Origin of the sequence: Alcanivorax borkumensis SK2, assembly GCF_000009365.1 — a bacterium.
GTDB lineage: Bacteria > Pseudomonadota > Gammaproteobacteria > Pseudomonadales > Alcanivoracaceae > Alcanivorax > Alcanivorax borkumensis.
In genome coordinates, this window is record NC_008260.1 from 1,507,289 (window position 1) to 1,522,488 (window position 15,200).

15 protein-coding genes are annotated in these 15,200 nt (G+C 52.7%); 4 read left to right on the top strand and 11 right to left on the bottom strand.

The window, feature by feature from the left end:
- Window positions 1-149: 149 nt before the first annotated feature.
- The 4 genes from ABO_RS06870 to ABO_RS06885 form a co-directional block, all read right to left on the bottom strand.
- Window positions 150-1,535, bottom strand: coding sequence for an NAD(P)(+) transhydrogenase (Re/Si-specific) subunit beta (locus tag ABO_RS06870; protein ID WP_011588609.1), 1,386 nt, complete (start codon window positions 1,533-1,535; stop codon window positions 150-152).
- A gap of 3 nt (window positions 1,536-1,538) precedes the next feature.
- A complete protein-coding gene (locus ABO_RS06875; protein WP_011588610.1) occupies window positions 1,539-1,814 on the bottom strand; it encodes an NAD(P) transhydrogenase subunit alpha in 276 nt (91 codons plus the stop codon).
- Entirely contained in the window at window positions 1,814-3,037 is a 1,224-nt protein-coding gene (locus tag ABO_RS06880) for a Re/Si-specific NAD(P)(+) transhydrogenase subunit alpha (RefSeq protein WP_035458209.1), read from the bottom strand. The genes ABO_RS06875 and ABO_RS06880 overlap by 1 nt, the downstream gene beginning before the upstream one ends.
- Window positions 3,038-3,278: 241 nt before the next feature.
- Entirely contained in the window at window positions 3,279-4,706 is a 1,428-nt protein-coding gene (locus ABO_RS06885; protein ID WP_035458208.1) for an ABC1 kinase family protein, read from the bottom strand.
- A gap of 90 nt (window positions 4,707-4,796) precedes the next feature.
- Here ABO_RS06885 and ABO_RS06890 point away from each other — a divergent pair, with 90 nt between their 5' ends.
- Window positions 4,797-5,585, top strand: a complete 789-nt coding sequence (locus ABO_RS06890; RefSeq protein WP_011588613.1) for an alpha/beta fold hydrolase — start codon at window positions 4,797-4,799, stop codon at window positions 5,583-5,585.
- A 109-nt stretch (window positions 5,586-5,694) separates the two neighbouring features.
- Here the strand turns inward: ABO_RS06890 and ABO_RS06895 are convergent, their stop codons facing one another.
- Window positions 5,695-7,803: a carboxy terminal-processing peptidase gene (locus tag ABO_RS06895; protein ID WP_035458207.1), complete on the bottom strand. Its 2,109-nt coding sequence runs from the start codon at window positions 7,801-7,803 to the stop codon at window positions 5,695-5,697.
- Window positions 7,804-7,967: 164 nt separating this feature from the next.
- Here ABO_RS06895 and ABO_RS06900 point away from each other — a divergent pair, with 164 nt between their 5' ends.
- A complete protein-coding gene (locus ABO_RS06900; RefSeq protein WP_011588615.1) occupies window positions 7,968-9,191 on the top strand; it encodes a nucleoside recognition domain-containing protein in 1,224 nt (407 codons plus the stop codon).
- An 18-nt stretch (window positions 9,192-9,209) separates the two neighbouring features.
- On the opposite strand, the gene ABO_RS06905 is transcribed toward ABO_RS06900, so the two are convergent.
- Window positions 9,210-9,848, bottom strand: a complete 639-nt coding sequence (locus tag ABO_RS06905) for an alpha-ketoglutarate-dependent dioxygenase AlkB family protein (protein ID WP_011588616.1) — start codon at window positions 9,846-9,848, stop codon at window positions 9,210-9,212.
- A 58-nt stretch (window positions 9,849-9,906) separates the two neighbouring features.
- Here ABO_RS06905 and corA point away from each other — a divergent pair, with 58 nt between their 5' ends.
- Window positions 9,907-10,857, top strand: coding sequence for a magnesium/cobalt transporter CorA (gene corA, locus ABO_RS06910; RefSeq protein WP_035458205.1), 951 nt, complete (start codon window positions 9,907-9,909; stop codon window positions 10,855-10,857).
- A gap of 41 nt (window positions 10,858-10,898) precedes the next feature.
- Here the strand turns inward: corA and ABO_RS06915 are convergent, their stop codons facing one another.
- Both ABO_RS06915 and ABO_RS06920 read right to left on the bottom strand, forming a co-directional pair.
- The gene (locus tag ABO_RS06915; protein WP_041704941.1) at window positions 10,899-11,735 is read right to left on the bottom strand and encodes an MBL fold metallo-hydrolase; all 837 of its coding nucleotides are present in this window, start codon (window positions 11,733-11,735) and stop codon (window positions 10,899-10,901) included.
- 66 nt (window positions 11,736-11,801) lie between these two features.
- Window positions 11,802-12,281, bottom strand: a complete 480-nt coding sequence (locus ABO_RS06920) for a hypothetical protein (protein WP_011588619.1) — start codon at window positions 12,279-12,281, stop codon at window positions 11,802-11,804.
- A gap of 74 nt (window positions 12,282-12,355) precedes the next feature.
- Between ABO_RS06920 and yaaA the strand changes: the two genes are divergently transcribed.
- Complete coding sequence (gene yaaA, locus ABO_RS06925) at window positions 12,356-13,132, top strand: peroxide stress protein YaaA (RefSeq protein WP_011588620.1); 777 nt, start codon at window positions 12,356-12,358, stop codon at window positions 13,130-13,132.
- Window positions 13,133-13,183: 51 nt separating this feature from the next.
- Here yaaA and ABO_RS06930 read toward each other — a convergent pair whose 3' ends face one another.
- Genes ABO_RS06930 through fnr form a run of 3 tightly spaced genes read right to left on the bottom strand, consistent with a single transcriptional unit; the run spans window position 13,184 to window position 15,181 of the window.
- A complete protein-coding gene (locus tag ABO_RS06930; RefSeq protein WP_011588621.1) occupies window positions 13,184-13,486 on the bottom strand; it encodes a hypothetical protein in 303 nt (100 codons plus the stop codon).
- A 28-nt stretch (window positions 13,487-13,514) separates the two neighbouring features.
- Window positions 13,515-14,432 carry a universal stress protein gene (locus tag ABO_RS06935; protein WP_011588622.1) on the bottom strand — a complete coding sequence of 306 codons (918 nt, stop codon included), beginning with the start codon at window positions 14,430-14,432 and terminating at the stop codon, window positions 13,515-13,517.
- Complete coding sequence (fnr, locus tag ABO_RS06940; RefSeq protein WP_011588623.1) at window positions 14,429-15,181, bottom strand: fumarate/nitrate reduction transcriptional regulator Fnr; 753 nt, start codon at window positions 15,179-15,181, stop codon at window positions 14,429-14,431. The genes ABO_RS06935 and fnr overlap by 4 nt, the downstream gene beginning before the upstream one ends.
- Between the last annotated feature and the right edge of the window lie 19 nt (window positions 15,182-15,200).

Consider the following 15,200-nt stretch of genomic DNA (forward strand, 5'->3'; position numbering starts at 1 on the left):
GCGGTAATATTTCAGCATGCCAGGGGAATGACTGACTGCTTAAGACACTAACGACGACTTCACCATGAAAATCAAAGTCGCGCTTATCGCAATTCCGCGATGAACAAAAAAAGGAGCCCGAAGGCTCCTTTTTCTGCAAAGGCGATTAATCAGCCTTCTTTCAAGGCCGTGGTAATATCGAGCACGGCACCTTTACCATCACCAAACAACATCAGAGTATTGTCTTTGGCAAACAATGGATTGGGCAGGCCGGCAAAACCGGCGCTCAGAGAACGTTTTACCACAACCACAGTCTTGGCTTTATCCACGTTGAGGATAGGCATGCCGTAAATCGGGCTGCCTTTATCTTCGCGGGCCATGGGGTTGGTCACGTCATTGGCGCCCAGCACGATTGCCACATCCGTCTGCTCAAAGGTCGGGTTAATCTGGTCCATATCCTTGAGCTGATCGTATGGCACTTCAGCTTCTGCTAGCAGAACATTCATGTGCCCAGGCATACGCCCGGCTACCGGGTGAATGGCGTACTCAACCTCAATACCAGCGGCTTCCAGAGTGTCTGCCATTTCACGCACGGCGTGTTGCGCCTGCGCCATCGCCAAGCCAAAGCCTGGAACAATGACCACGCGACGTGCAGTTTCGAGCATCATCGCGACTTCCTCTGCAGAAGTAGACTTCACCTTGCCGGCGTAGACTTCGTCTGCGTCCATGGCTTCGCCAGCTTCTGCCATTACACCAAAGAGAACATTGGTGAGGGAGCGGTTCATGGCTTTACACATGATACTGGTCAGGATTAGACCTGATGCGCCCACCAGAGAACCGGTGATGATCAAGGCGCTGTTGCCCATGATGAAGCCCGCCGCTGCTGCGGCCACACCGGAATAGGAGTTCAACAGGGCAATCACAACGGGCATGTCCGCACCACCAATTGGCAGCACTAGGAACAGTCCCAGCAACATGGCCGCAGCCACCAGAGCCCAGAGAACCATTTCGCTGCCCGGGTTGGCCACCAAGTAACCGATGCCAACGATCGACCCGATAAACAAGATGGCATTGAGCAGCTTCATGCCGGGGAAGCCCATAGGCTGCCCGCTGATGAGCTCTTGTAGCTTGGCAAAAGCCACCAAGGAGCCTGTCAGGGTGACCGCACCGATCAATACAGCTGCGCCTATGGCGATCATGGACACAGCATCGTGGGAGCTACTTGTGCTGAAGAATTCAGCTGAGGCAACAGCAAAGGAGGCACCGCCACCAAAACCGTTAAGTAGGGCGATCATTTGCGGCATGGACGTCATCTGTACCTTCTTGGCCATAATGGCACCAATCAGGCCACCGACAACGACGCCAGCGATGATCACTTCATAGGTAACGATGCGCTCATTGAGCAGTGTTACCACGGCAGCCACGCCCATACCGGCTGCCGCCAGCATGTTACCGCGTACTGCAGTCTTTGGCTTGGTCAGCCCCTTGATGCCTAGCACAAACAGGCAGGCAGCAATCAAGTAGGCGATATCAATCCAGTTCTGAGAAACGTGCATGATTTACTTCCTCTTGAACATCGCCAGCATTCGATTGGTGACCATGAAGCCTCCAATCACGTTAATCGTGGCCAGCACCACCGCGATGAAACCGAGTACGCTAACCAGCGTGCTGCCCTCGGAGCCAGCGGCAACCAGCGCACCCACAATGGTGATACCGGAGATCGCATTGGAGCCGGACATCAACGGAGTGTGCAGGGTGGGCGGCACTTTGGTGATCAATTCCACGCCGAGAAAGATCGCCAGCACAAACAAGGTAAGATTGGCTACAGGATCCATTACTTTTCCTCCTTGCTAGCCGCGTCGGGCGTGGCTTCAGTGGCTTCCGGCTCAGGTTTGGCCAGAGCGGGGAGGCCGAGAAGATCGCGCAAACGAGGCTGGGGAACGTCGCCTTCGTGACTGATCACGGTTTCAGCAACGATTTCATCTTCGAAGTCTAGCTGCAGCTTGCCTTCATCATCGATGAGCAAGTTAAGCAAGTTTTCCATGTTTTTGCCGAACATCTGGCTGGCATGGAAAGCGACCGTGGAGGGCACGTTTTCTGGACCGATGATAGTTACGCCATGTTTCACGACGGTCTTACCGGATTCGGTCAGATCACAGTTGCCACCACGTTCTGCGGCCATGTCCACAATAATGGAACCGGGCTTCATGGCTTTCACCATGTCTTCGGTAACCAGAATCGGGCTCTTGGCGCCAGGGATAGCGGCGGTAGTGATAATGACGTCCATTTCCTTAACCACTTCGGTCATTAGCTCTCGCTGACGCTTAAGGAAATCTTCACCTTGGGCCTTGGCATAACCGCCAGTGCCTTCGGCTTCACCAGTGTCCAGATCCAACTCGACCGGCTTGGCGCCGACCGACAAAATCTGTTCGCGGGCAGCCGGGCGTACGTCGTAGGCTTCAACGACGGCACCCAAGCGCTTGGCCGTGGCACAGGCCTGCAGGCCGGCAACGCCCACACCCATAATGAGTACGCGTGCCGGCTTCATGGTCCCGGCAGCGGTCATGTTCATGGGGAACATGCGTGCAGACTCTGTAGCGGCTAGCAGTACACACTTATAACCGGCGATCATGGCCATGGAAGACAGTACATCCATGGCTTGAGCACGGGTAATACGCGGCACCAGTTCAAGCGCCAAACCGGAGACTTTTTTCTCAGCCAGGGATTGGGCAAATTGTGGGTTAGCCAGTGGATCGGTCATGCCGATCAATATCTGGCCTTCCTTCAATTTAGTCAGATCCTCGTCACCGTTCTTGATGTTACTGCCGGGCGTTTGTACCTGCAGAACAACTTGAGCGGAAGAGAACACCTCATCGCGATCAACCAGCTTGGAACCGGCAGCTTCATAAGCACTGTCCGGATAGCCAGCAATATCGCCAGCTCCGCGCTCGATGATGATCTCGACACCTTGTTTTTTAAGCAGTGCGCTGACATTGGCAGGCGTTAAAGCAACGCGCTGCTCGCCAGGGCAGATTTCTTTGGGAACACCGATAATCACCTGCGTTACCCCCGTCTGTGGTTCGCAAATAATTGGCTGTTCAAAGGATGGTATTGGCAACCCAAAACCTCTGAAAGCCTCGAAAAACGGCCGGTTCAGGTGAACCGGCCGATGAGCAGGGTGCTAACCTTATTGTGCACGTGCCAGCTTGGCAAATGACAAATGGTTATCGCACCGATAAGCGGCTGATAAATGCGCGTTTTGCCAGCCCTAGGGAGGGCTAGCTAGACCATGGCGCAAATTAGTCACCCGGAGTGACTGTTTTCTGTTTGACCAAGGCAATGTCATCCTCTTCCTGCATGTGAATGAAAGGCTCCAGAATAGTGTTGCCTCGGACTTCAGATTCAATAACGTGCAAAAAAGTGTATGCCCCCAATAGCTTGCGAGCTAAAAAGATGAATTCTTTAGGCGGCACATCAAAATGCACGGACAACGCATTGCGTCCCGCGCGGTTCATAATCCGGTTTGGCAGGTCGCTTTTGCCCCAGCAGTACTCGCCATTCTCGTTTAGAACGAATGCAGGGGGAGGGTAGCGATCAGGGTCTTGCAGGACTTCGATTGCCTCAAAACAGAGCCCGGAGAACTCCTCAAGCAGCTTGCGCGGAGTATTACCCGCAAGGAAGTCGAGAGCGTTGAGTGCTCGGATTAGCCGATCGGTGTCATGATAGAAGGAGGCGCGAATCATCTCTCGGCCTGGCCCTAGCACTTCATTATCAAAATCTCGGATAGCGCCGAAGTCGAGCAGGACAACCTGGTCTTGCTCCGGGGTTTCTCCTATGCGCAACAAATAATTACCGAAGTTCGGGTCCGTCTGCATCTTGTTCCATTCGAACACTTCACGACAGCACAGCTCCATAATCGCGCGGCCGATAAAGTTTCGCCGAGCTTGGGATAGCTCAAGCACAGCCGGGTCATTCACGCTTATCCCATGTTCAAACGTCATGCACATGATGTTGTGGGTAGAGAACTCTGGAACAATTTCTGGAACCACAAAACGCGTGTCCTCGGCCAGAGCATGGCGAAAATGGCGGGTGGTATGGGCCTCGAGATCGTAATCGACTTCCCGCTTGAGCATCTCGCGTACCTCATCCAACCACATGTTGAACTGCTCAGTGATAGGCACCAGGCGGCTTAATTTCAGCAAGCGAACCAGAGCACGCATGTCCGAATCAATGGCATCTGCCACGCCCGGATATTGGATTTTCAGGCATAGCTCTTTGCCATCTGATTTGCGCACAGCCTTATGCACTTGCGCCAAAGACGCCGCCCCCAGCGGTTGTTGCTCAACCTCAAGCTCAGCAAGCTTAACCTCGCCCAGCTGCCGCTTGAGGTGACGTTCAATGGCAGGCCATTCCAGTGCGGTTGTCTGGTTTTCCAAGGTATGCAGGGCGGTTGTCACCTCTTCCGGCAGGAAGTGTTCACCAAACAACGCCATCATCTGCCCAATCTTAACCACAGAACCTTTCAGGCTACCCAGCTCTTCCACTAGCTCCTGAGCGCGAGCAGAAAGGATTTCCTTGCGCCGCTCGCCACGCTTATCTTTTGCAGTGAACAGTGTTCCTGCGCTAGCTGTAGCGTATTTGGCGCCAGCCATAAAGCCGGCCTTGGCCATTGAGAATCGTCGCTCCACTGAGCCTGTTTTAACCCGTTTTACCGTTTTACGTGCCATAGTCGCGAGGAAACTCCATTTGCCATCCAGAACTCCGGTGGCATTCTAGCCTTTATTATAAAGCGGGTCATTGTCCTAAGGAGAGATCAAATGGCGAGGACGTGGGTGTTACTACGTGGCTTGGTTCGTGAAAAGCGGCATTGGGAGGGTTTTCCCGCTCATTTTCAGGCGGCAGTACCGCAAGATAGCGTGATAACGTTGGATTTGCCGGGCAACGGTGAATTTTGCCAGGAAAACAGCCCTACACGCATTGCAGACATGGTTGCCCATGCCCGAGGGCAACTTCAGAAGCAGGGCCATCAAGGGCCTTACCACGTTGTGGCACTGTCATTGGGTGCAATGGTGGCTGTGCAGTGGCTATGTCAAGCGCCCCATGAGGTGGCGTTTGCAGCCCTAATCAATACCAGTGCAAGCCGATATAGCCCGTTCTGGCAACGTCTTCGTCCGGCCAACTACCGCAGACTTCTCAAGGACGCGGTGTTTAGTCGAAACGCATTGCAAAAAGAAAGCGCGATTCTGGAAATTACCTCTAATATGCGCAGCCAAGACTACCTCCGTGCCCTTGCGGATAAGTGGCGCGATTATGCCGTGTCTCAGCCGGTTTCTCTGGGGAATAGCCTGCGCCAATTGCTGGCAGCCATACGTTTTCGCGCCCCCGCGGCACTACCCAGTAGTGTACCCGTGGTCATTATTAATGGCGGAGGAGATCGTTTGGTCGGCCCCAGCTGCTCACGCAGCCTAGCCGTAGCCTGGCAGTTGCCGCTTAAAGTTCATACAGAAGCCGGCCATGATTTGCCACTGGATGCCCCTCAGTGGCTGATCAATACCTTGCTGGAAAGTGTGGCAGATGCAGCGCAAAGCTTACCGGGGTCAGTTTAAGGTTCTAGGCTCTAGGCAGATTTATGTGAGTGAGCAGTCTTTTAAAATCTGCTAGAGCCATAAAAAAACCGGCACGAAGGCCGGTTTGTATTTAACAAAGGCTATCACTTCACTCCTTACGAGCGACCTGATTTTCTTTCAGCAAGCCCATGTAATCGACCAAAATCTCCCCGGTCTCGCGTATATAAGGGTCTTCATTCATGGCCTCATCATGACTTTCCGGATCCAGTGCTCGCTGCTCTTCTAGGGTGCGTAACGCCTGAATACTTTCTAGCGGCTCTTCACCGCGGGCCTGGCGGCGACTGTTTTCGATCGCTAGGCGCTCTTTGTCAAACTCAGCCTGCATTCGCGTCCGTACTTCTTCGTTCAATGATAGCTCCGTGCGGTTACGGTTAACGTCAAGGAGCTTACGCAGGGAGTGCACATAGACGAACTCTGGATCGTTATCCGTACGTTTCTCGTGCTGCGCGCGAAGCTGTGGCAGAAAAGGTACAAGGTCCGTAACACGCTGATATTTTGCTGATTTAATTTCATCCCAAGGCAGAGCGTTGGGCAAAGAACTTTCCCCCACATCGTCCATATCTACTAATGATGGTAACTCCACATCTGGCACAATCCCAAGGTTCTGGTTGCTGGAGCCGGAAACACGATAGAACTTTGCATTGGTCATTTTCAGTTTGCCATGATTAAGGTCCAACAAGGTTTGCACCGTACCTTTACCATAAGTTTGATCGCCAACAATGATGGCGCGGCCATAGTCCTGCATGGCGCCAGCAAAAATTTCCGATGCGGACGCGCTATACCGATTCACAATTACCGCCATGGGGCCAGCAAAAAGAACCCCTGGAAATTTATCACCCTCAATACTGACCCGACCGCTGGATTCTCGCACCTGAACGGTAGGGCCCCTGTTAATGAATAAGCTAACCAGCTTGTTCACTTCTAACAAAGAGCCGCCACCGTTGTTACGTAGATCAATAACTAAACCATCAATGTTTTCTTTACGCAGCTCTACCAATAGTTTTGCCACGTCACTGGTGGTGCTGGTGTATTTCGGATCACCGCGATGGTACGCATCGAAATCGAGATAAAAAGCGGGAATTTCGATGATCCCTAACTTTAGATCCTGGCCGTTTCGCGTAATCTGGATAATGTCTTTCTTGGCTGCTTGTTCTTCCAGTACCACCTTGTTACGGACAATACTGATGGTGCGCGTGTCGTGTTCACTTGCGCTACCCGCCGGAATAATTTCCAAATTAACCTTGGTGCCCTTAGGGCCACGAATCTGATCGACCACTTCATCCAAACGCAAACCGATCACCGGTACCGGATCTCCCTCTTCTTGGGATACACCAACAATACGGTCCGCAGGCTTTAGCTGCCCGCCTTTAGCGGCAGGGCCACCGGGCACCAGACGAACCACTTTAGTGTAGCCATCTTCGTACTGCAGCACGGCCCCAATGCCTTCCAGGGAACGGCTCATACTGATGTCGAAATTCTTCGAATTATGTGGGGTGAAATAGGTGGTATGTGGATCAAACGTCTGCGTAAGTGCATTGATATACACTTGGAAGACATCTTCCGGAGTATTTTGCTTGATGCGTTTGAGTTGGCTCTCGTAACGACGCGTTAAACGGGTTTCGATGTCTTCGGCGCTGGAATCGTTAAGACGCATGGACAGTACCGCATTCTTTAACTGGCGTTTCCATATTTCATCAAGAGCGGCCTCATCTTTAGCCCAAGGCGCGTTTTCGCGATCAACACGCACCGATTCTTCAGCATCAAATGTCAGTGACTCCAGGTCATTGGCGATCGTCTCCAGAGACCAGGTAAGCCGATCTTCCAGTCGTTTCTGGAAGCGATTAAAGATCGTATATCCGCCCTCAAGCTGACCTTTGCGCAGTTGATCGTCCAAAATATGGCTATAACGCTCGAAGTCTTCAATGTCTGATGCCAGGAAATACAACCGATTAGGGTCCAGGTCTTCTAGGTAACGCTGCAGAACCTGCTCCGAGAGCTGATCATCAAAATCAAGCTGACGGTAGTGATTCTTGAGTTTGTCGGCGATCTCTTCAGCGGCTTCCAGCTGCTGTTCCGTCGGCTTCAGGTCGCCCTGGACCTCAGGCGAGTTGGAATGTAATGCGCTACCACCCTTGATTGCTCCACCCAACAGTAACAGGGCTAGCGCAAGAGGGAATAGCTTACGGAGTAATGACATACTGGCTCTCAAACAGTTTTTTTCAGTATAGCCGACCACCGCTAAGCGGTCATTCAGGGTTGAATGCGGGTAATCGATGTAGACTATCGTGATAGCACGAAATTGCAGTGCTGCTAACGCCGTTTGTCGGCGCAATTCTATGACCCTAGCGCACGGGAGATACTTTGCACAGACTGTTCAGCTTGTTTTTCCTTGTAGGCATTGCTGGGGCTGTGGTTCAGCTCCTTACCGGTGATATAGAGGCGCCAGGGCGTCTTATCAACGCCCTGTGGGAATCAGCCAATTTGGCGGTTGATGTTAGCTTGGGGCTAATTGGCGTTCTAGCATTATGGAGCGGCCTCTTCCGGTTAGCAGAAGCCAGCCAGCTTGCTCATCGCGTTTCCACCTGGGTGACCCCTGTGATGGTTCGGTTGATGCCCGGGATTGCACGCTCTCCCGGATCTGCGGCACCGGTCTCCATGAACTTGGCGGCGAATATGTTAGGGCTTGATAACGCCGCCACGCCGCTGGGGCTCAAAGCCATGGCGTCTCTACAAGAAGGCAATCCCAACCCGCGCCAAGCCACCAACAGCCAGATCATGTTTCTGGTGCTGAATACCTCATCGGTGACCCTGGTGCCGGTTACGGTGCTGTTATTCCGTGCGCAACAAGGCGCCGCCGATCCCGCATTAGTGTATTTGCCCTTATTAATGGCAACGACGATCTCTACGCTGATCGGCGTAATTGTTACCGCGAGGGTACAGAAATTACCGCTAGCGAGCCCGTTGTTATTGGCGGTGGCGGGCATCTGGCTAGCCGTTTTGGCCCTGCTGGGTGCCATCGTTTTGGTCGCACCTGCTGAAACGGCCAATACCTTTGCCAGCTTGCTAGGCAACGGCATCCTGCTACTGGTGCTAGCTGTGTTCTTTATTGCCGCCTGGCGCTCTGGGGTAGATAGCTATGATGCGTTTGTGGAGGGCGCCAAGGAGGGCTTTACCCTAGCAGTAAAAATCATCCCTTACCTAGTAGCTATGCTGACCGCAATTGCCATGCTTAGAGCGGGGGGTGTACTCGGATTGCTTCTGGAAGGCATTCGAGTGGGCGTTGCTGCCCTTGGTCTTGATACCCGGTTTGTAGATGCATTGCCCGTGGCCTTGCTCAAGCCCTTAAGTGGTTCCGGCGCAAGGGCTGCCATGGTGGACGTGATGCAAACCCATGGTGTGGATTCGCTAGCAGGGCGAATGGCCGCGGTCATGCAAGGCTCCACAGAAACCACCTTTTATGTGCTTACCGTTTACTTCGGTAGCGTGGGCATTAGGGATTTTCGCTATGCGTTATGGTGTGGGCTGGCAGCGGATGCTGCCGGCTTGATTAGCGCAATTTTCTTGAGCTACCTGTTTTTTACCTAACCAGGTGTTTGTCTGTGTTTAATCAACAATAAACCGGAAAGTCAGGTTAATGCGCGGATCAGGACAGTTTCGACGGCGGGGTAGCGCGTGCTCAAATCCGGCCTGAACCTGCGGCGACATCAACAACAGACTGTCATGATGTAGTGGCAGACTGAAACATTGTCGTCGCCCACCAGGGCTCTTGGGGCGAAAGGTCAGCTCCCGAGTGGCACCAAGATTGTAGGAGGCTATCCAAGGAGTGCAGCCCAGTTCCGGCTCATTGTCACTGTGATAGCCCATACAGTCATCGCCATTGCGATAGCGATTAGCCAGCACGCTATTGAAGGTTTTACCGGTGATGTGTTCGATCTCTGCTTTAATTGGCAATAGTGCGGCGAGCCAGCCTGTGGCGATATGTGTGTGCCCAGAGTAACGGTAGTGCAAGCCCGCATCACCGTGCCAAGCAGTGAGGCGAGGGACGGGGTGTTGCCGCCCGTACACCGTAATGTTGGGTTGTCGCCAGTCCAGCGCCTGGCTTAATGTGATTAATGCATGGTCAGCGTGTGATTGTCCCATCAGTCCTGACCAGTAATGCAATGTGGCATCGCCAGCCGGAGTAGTCTCATTGGCGGGATTACGGAGTAGGTGATGCTCTGGTTCTGTCGATGGTGGGTACATAGCCGCTCTATCAAAATGTAAACGGCGTATTGCCGGCAAGAATGATCAGGAAAACATCATGCTGCATATTTTTCGTATTGAAGATGGTGTTCTACGAGAAAAAGAGGTGAATGCCACTATGCCTACCTTATCTGAGGAAGGCAGCTGGATCGACCTAGTAGATGCCGAGGACGCAGAACGCAACCTGGTTCAGCAATTTCTCCAGACCGAACTACCTGATTCCGACGATATGGAAGAAATTGAAGCTTCCGCCCGTTTTTTCAGTGATGAGCAGGGGCTTCATGTCCACTCTTTGTTTATGTTCCAATCCGAGGGCCGGGCACGGACCTCCACAGTTGCTTTTATCGTCCAAGAAGGGCGATTGCTCTCATTCCGAGATTCCCGGTTACCGGATTTCCGCTTATTGCGCCTGCGAGTCCGCCGGGGTTGGGTCAAGGTATCCCAGCCTTTGGATATTTTGCTAAGTATACTTGATCAAAAAGTGGAAAATCTTGCGGATGCGCTTGAGGACGTACACCGAGACTTGGAAAAAGTCGGCTACAGCGTGCTGGAGGAAGAAAACGGAAAACTGGAAGAAGACATTGAGCGTCTGGCCCAGCTAGAAGACACTAACGGGAAAATCCGTTTGTGTTTGATGGATACCCAGCGCTCTATCTCGTTTATTCAGCGCTATGTGCGCCCTGATAAAATTCGGCGGAGAACCTGTGCGGAAATTCAGCATGACCTAGATACGTTGATGTCACACACCACCTTCCTGTTCGACAAAATCAACTTTCTGATGGATGCAGCCCAGGGCTTTATCAACATTCAGCAAAATCAGATCATCAAGATATTCTCTATTGCCGCCGTGGTGTTTCTGCCCCCCACCATGATCGCCAGCATCTACGGGATGAACTTCGACATTATGCCAGAACTGGACTTCCGCTTTGGCTACCCCATGGCAATTGGTTTGATGGTGTTGTCCGGCATGGCGCCGTATTGGTACTTCAAACGCAAGGGCTGGTTGTAGAAGGCATCGGTGGTGGGTAGCAGAGGCTCACCCCCCGCACATCAACCGGCCAATACCCATCCGCTCGTTGTCTCAGCCGCCTTGCCATCCTCGGCCAGCTTGATCAGATGGGCGCTCAACGAAAGTTGGGCCACCCCGTGTAAAAAGGCGGGCACATCGTCATAAACCGCGGTTACCAATGTTGCCAATGGCTGAGCGTCTTTGCTCAAGCTGTCGAGCACCTTGTCTTCGCGTTTCTGGCGATGGGCGAGGGTGTGAATGAGTATCTTTTCTGGGTTAGTGATGACATCGCCATGGCCCGGCGCCATAAGCTTAATACCACGGTTTTGCAATTTTCTCAGCGAAGCAAAATAGGCTTGCATGCACCCGGACGGGGGGGCGATCACCACGGTAGAGCCCTGGATCAGATGGTCCCCGGTGAACAGCAAGCCTTGCTCACTCAGGTAACAGAGGTGGTTGCCCACATGCCCAGGGGTCTCAATGGCTGTAAGCATGTCGCCGCCGCAGTCTACCGTGTCACCTTCAGCCAACAAGGTATCTGCATCCCAGCTTTCGTCCTGGAGCCCATCATCGGGCACCCAAGGGCCAAGGCAGCGAGCACCTGTAGCGGCGACTAGAGCTAGTGCGCCGGGAGAATGATCACGGTGTGTATGCGTCACAATTACCTGGGTAATCGGTTTGTTCAGAGAACGGGCAGCCTGCAATAATGACTGCAAATGCTCCCGGTCCTCGGGGCCAGGGTCAATAACGGTAAGGCTGTCCTTGCCAAACAGGTAGCTGTTGGTGCCTGGCCCAGTCATCATGCCTGGGTTGCGCGCCAGCATCCGCCAGGCATTGTCGCCAATGGGGGTGAGCTGGCCGGGAATCAAGGATGCCATAGTGACTCCTGGAATTTTGGAAGCCGCATTGTGACGACTCAGCGCATATCTTGCCAGCACCGAATTTCAGGGGTTCGGATAGGCTAACTTATCCACTACTCGCAGCTGCCAGCGATCCACCGGGGTGTTTTCCTTGGGGTGACGGCTGACGACAGCAAATTGATATTCGCTTCCTTTAGGTAAATACATTTGCAGCGTTATCGGTTGCTGATAAATCACCGCACAGCTAGATTGGGTCGAACAATGCAGTGCCTGAGCCCGTAAGGTCAGGGCTGCCACATCCTGCGCACCTTCATTGCGAACGGTGCCACTGAGCCGAACACCGGATTCAGAATTGCGAATTTCCGTGAGCGCCAGTGCGATGCCTTCCGGTGCCATACGAACCTGGTCATGCATGCTGTCTTGCCAAACGCCAACGCCGAGAGTGATCAAGCCGGCCAACACCAGGCTGACCGTCAGCAAAAACGGCCGGCGCCCCCATTGCCAGCTTCCCCACAACAGGGCAGAGACCGCGATAACCACCGTTAATATAAGCAATAGGCGCATTAATCCTCCGTAGATGCAGACCTGACCATCCCTGATTCATATAATCCCCAAAGGCATATGTAAAGGAGAAGGGCATGTTGATTGTTGTCTCACCGGCCAAAACGCTTGATTACGAAAGCGAATTACCGGCATTAAAAACCACGCAACCCCGCTTACTTGATGATAGCGAGGCGTTGATAGCGCGCGCGCGGCAGCTTTCTCCAGCAGATATCAGCAGCCTGATGGGGGTTAGTGACAAAATTGCCCATCTTAACGCAGAACGCTTTTCCTTGTGGGAGAGGCCCTTCAACAAAAAAAATGCCCGGCCAGCGGCGTTTGCGTTCAAGGGTGACGTTTACACAGGTCTAGACATTGAATCATTCAATGATCATCAGCTTAGCGAGGCGCAGCAGCGTTTTCGAATGTTATCTGGACTTTACGGTGTGCTTCGACCGCTAGATCTAATGCAAGCCTACCGTCTAGAAATGGGCACAAAGCTTGATAATGAGCGTGGCAAGGACCTCTATGCCTTTTGGGGCAACACCATTACCGAATTGCTCAACAAAGATATGAAAGACGCCAAAACTGATGTGTTAGTGAATTTGGCATCCAACGAGTACTTTAAGGCAGTAAAAAAGAAAGCGGTTGCTGGCACAATCATTGAGCCAGTATTCCAAGATGAAAAAAATGGTAACTATAAGATTATCAGTTTTTACGCCAAGAAAGCGCGGGGCTTAATGGCCGCCTGGATTATCAAGAAAGGCCTTAAGGATCCGGCAAAGTTAACCCAGTTTGATGTGGCCGGTTATTGTTACTGTGAGGCGCAATCCACTGCATTAAGGCCCGTATTCCGACGGCCAGAGCAAGGGTAGGGGTAGGGCTTCAGATGGTGCCACAAGCGAGGCTTGCGGCACCGATCAACGTCAATCTTTCTTATTCTCGTCAAATTCATTTTTGGCGGCAAGAAAGCCTGTTTTAAGTCCATCCCAAGCAAGCTCTAGTCCTGTCTTGATATCATCCCAAGCATCATCGCTATGGGACTCCAACCGCTCTAGCTTGTTTTCAAATTCTTTACGGCGATGCTTCATTTCAGCAATCTTTTCCTTGGCATCTTCACGCCACTCATCACGCAAATCATTCAGTCGTGCCGTTAGGCGATCGAGCTGATAATCCCAGTCTTCAAGTTGCTGACGAGCACGCGCAGTAAAATCCTTCTTGTCAGACATAACGTTAGCCTCTCTTGATTTGCTACTGTTAATCAATCCAGGGGGACTGAAATCCATCTGGTTTTACCACCAAAACATCCGCATTCGCCTTGGTAATCACCGACTCTGCCGTTGAACCAAGCAACAACCTTTCGGGCAAATTACGGTGTACTGTACCCAGCACCATTAGATCCACATCATTTTGCTCACAGTGGCTGGCCAAGGTTTGTGCGATCGGACCACTGAGCGTACACATCTGCTGCTTATCCAGGCCCTGGGTAGCGCCAAACTGGAAAAAGTTATCCCGATGGAAGCTGCGCACTTTTTCCATACTGGCGGTGTAATCAGGAATGGCTTCACCGGCCACCATGATTAAGCCCTCATCCATTTCGTCGAGCACATGGCAGGCAGTGAGGTCCGCACCGAGCAGGGTGGAGTATCGACGAGCGCAGTCAAGAACATGAATAGACAGCTTGTCGTCTAAGGCCTCCCCGGTGCCTGGATCTAGAGCGGCCAAGATTCGCGGTGGTTTGTTCCATTGGCGGCTGTGTACACACAACACAGAGCAAGGCGCCTTACGAATTAATTGCCAATCGCGGGGCGTGAATAGGTGGCGGCGTAGGGCGCTGTCGTCACTGGTGTGGACGACAGCCAACGATGGCTTTTGGGCCACAATGGCCTTGCGTAAACCGTCCATGCTGTCTTTTTCCCACAGCACGCTGATCTCAGCACGCTCTTGTCCTAGCAGCTGGGTGATCCGTTTGTGCCAAGCATCATGAATTTGCTGCTTCGCGGCCTTTCGGCGCTCCGTATCCAGACCCACAGCCCTAACCATGGCAGAAGAATAGGCATTCACGATGACATGGAGGGGCGCCTGGGAGGCTGCCGCAATTACCTGAGCTTTGCTCAGCGCAGGCTGGTCTGCTTTCAGATCACGATCAAGGATGGCAACAATAGGGGCGGTCATAGTAGTAACTCCATCGCAGGGTCATGGTTCTGGCCACACAGGCTGCCACGATCAAGAATTTCAATTTCCCGGCCATCGACGCGCAGCCACTGTTGTTGCTGGAAGCGAGTAAAGATACGGCTCACGGTTTCCACGGCCATGCCAAGATAATTAGCGATATCATATCGAGACATCGGAAGCCGAAAAATATTGTCACTTAGCCCACGGCGTTGATGCCTTGCAGAAAGCGATAGCAGTAAGGAGGCTACGCGATCGTCGGCATTTTTTTTGCCGAGCAGCATGTGCAGTTCCCGGTCCGAGCGAATTTCATTGCTCATCAGACGGAAAAAATGGTGCTGCAATGACGGAATTTGCTGGGATAGGGTCTCCAGTTGTGCGAAAGGAATTTCACAAACAGTGGCCGTTTCTAAGGCCTTTGCATTGGAGACATGATGGGCTGTGCTAATGCCATCCATACCCAACACTTCGCCGGGCAGATAAAAGCCTGTGACTTGCTCCTCGCCCTCATCGCTGACCACATAGGTCTTCAGGGCGCCAGAACGCACGGCGTAAACGGAGGAAAACCCATCAGTGGCGCGAAAAAGATGTTCGCCCCGCTTTAAGGGCCGTCCGCGGTGAATAATTCGATCCAACTGGTCGAGCTGGGCTGGCGCTACCGCTAAGGGCAGGCAAATTGGGCTGAGGCTGCAGTCGTTGCAGGAAACTTGATGGGACACGGTTTGACTCCGGTTGATCGCTGCGCAAAGCATCACCCTTAGAGTATAGGGT